The 1,525-nt window shown below is 64.3% G+C and carries 1 protein-coding gene and 1 other annotated feature; the gene reads left to right on the top strand.

Annotated elements, in window-relative coordinates; translation table 11 throughout:
• On the top strand, positions 1 to 1,331 hold a 1,331-nt coding region (locus tag JSE7799_RS09550), incomplete at its 5' end, for an IS256 family transposase (protein ID WP_222101732.1).
• Positions 1,241 to 1,298 (top strand) — a sequence feature (sul1 is cis-regulatory element that is thought to sense ions involved in sulfur or methionine metabolism; They are found in Alphaproteobacteria). (Overlaps the previous gene by 58 nt.)
• Positions 1,332 to 1,525: the final 194 nt, after the last annotated feature.

The raw sequence follows: 1,525 nt of genomic DNA, 5'->3' as shown, positions 1-1,525 counted from the left end.
ATGAGCGCACGCCCGAGCGTCACGGCTATGCCAACGGCTACAAACCCAAGCGGATCGACACGCCTGCGGGCACGGTGAGCGTGCAGGTGCCCAAGACTGCCGGGCATGGGGAAGAGCCGTTCTATCCGCAATCCCTCGAGCGCGGGCGGCGGTCGGTTCGGTCCGTCATGCTGGCGGTGGCCGAGATGTACGTCAAAGGCGTCTCCACGCGTGACGCCGAGGCTGTCATGCGCGAGTTCGGGATCGAGAGCCTGTCGTCCTCGCAGGTCAGCCGGGCTGCCAAGCTGCTCGACGACGAACTGGAGGCATGGCGCAACCGCCCTCTGGGCCAGGTAAAATACCTCATCCTCGATGCCCGGTACGAGAAGATGCGCCACGGCGGGGTGGTGCGCGATGCTGCCGTGCTCTCGGCAATCGGCATCGGCCCGGACGAGCGGCGGCGTGTTCTGGGCGTTTCCGTGGCCCTGTCCGAGGCCGAGGTCCACTGGCGGGGCTTCTTGGAGAGCCTGGTCGCCCGCGGCCTGCGCGGCGTCGAGTTCATCGTTTCGGATGACCACTCAGGGCTGCGTGCTGCCCGGCGGGCTGTTCTTGGCGGCGCCACGTGGCAGCGCTGCCAGTTCCATCTCGCGCGCAACGCCATTCATCACGCTCCGAACGTCGAGAGCCGCAAGCGCATCGGAGCCGAGCTGCGCACCGTGTGGAATGCCAGCACGCTCGCCAAGGCAGAAACGGCCTTGGCAGAGATCGTCGCCAGCTATCGCACCTCTGCGCCGAAGCTGGCCGCATGGCTGGAGGAAAACGCGCCCGAGGGGCTCGCGGTCTTCACGCTGCCCGAGCACCATCGCCGCCGGCTGCGCACTTCAAACCCGATGGAGCGATCCGTCCAGCAGGAGCTCAAGCGGCGCACCGTAAAGGTCAGGGTCTTTCCCAGCGACGACGCTCTGCTGCGACTGGTCAGCGCCGTCCTCGTAGAGATCGACGAGAAATGGGCCTCCGAGACCAAGGCCTACATCAAATGGGAATGCCAGGATGCACCACCCGCTCTCAGCAGAATTTCCAGACCGCAGGTTGCTCTATCCCCCCGCCTGCGTCTACAAGAAAGCAATCGTGCGAGGGCCCTTCCCCATCATTGCGACTTTAGATTGACCCGCTCATTGCCTGTTCCGGACCACACGCTCCTAGCCGCCCCCTCGCCCGGGTTATCCTCCCGAAGCGACGGCGCTTACGCAGCGGTGACATGCAAGGATCCGGGTGTGACTCCCGCGGGGCTCTTCCGGCCGCCGATCCGCCGGACAAGCGCGTCCAGCCTTCCGCGATGCGTGAGATCATGATCCGGGTTCCCAATGTCAGTTGGGCCGATATCGGTGAGCTGCCGGCGATTCGGGAACGCTTGAAGGAGAGCATCGAACTGCCACTTAGCCCGGATAATTCACGAGAAGGCGGCGGAGGTGGCGTAACCGTCTGAAACTATGTATTTTTTGGTTATCGACGCCAAAGATTCAGATTTCAGCAGGACGACCTCCGC

This window comes from Jannaschia seosinensis (assembly GCF_001408515.1).
Lineage (GTDB): Bacteria > Pseudomonadota > Alphaproteobacteria > Rhodobacterales > Rhodobacteraceae > Jannaschia > Jannaschia seosinensis.
The sequence above is the reverse complement of the archived record's forward strand: the minus strand, read 5'-3'. Positions and strand labels throughout refer to the sequence as shown.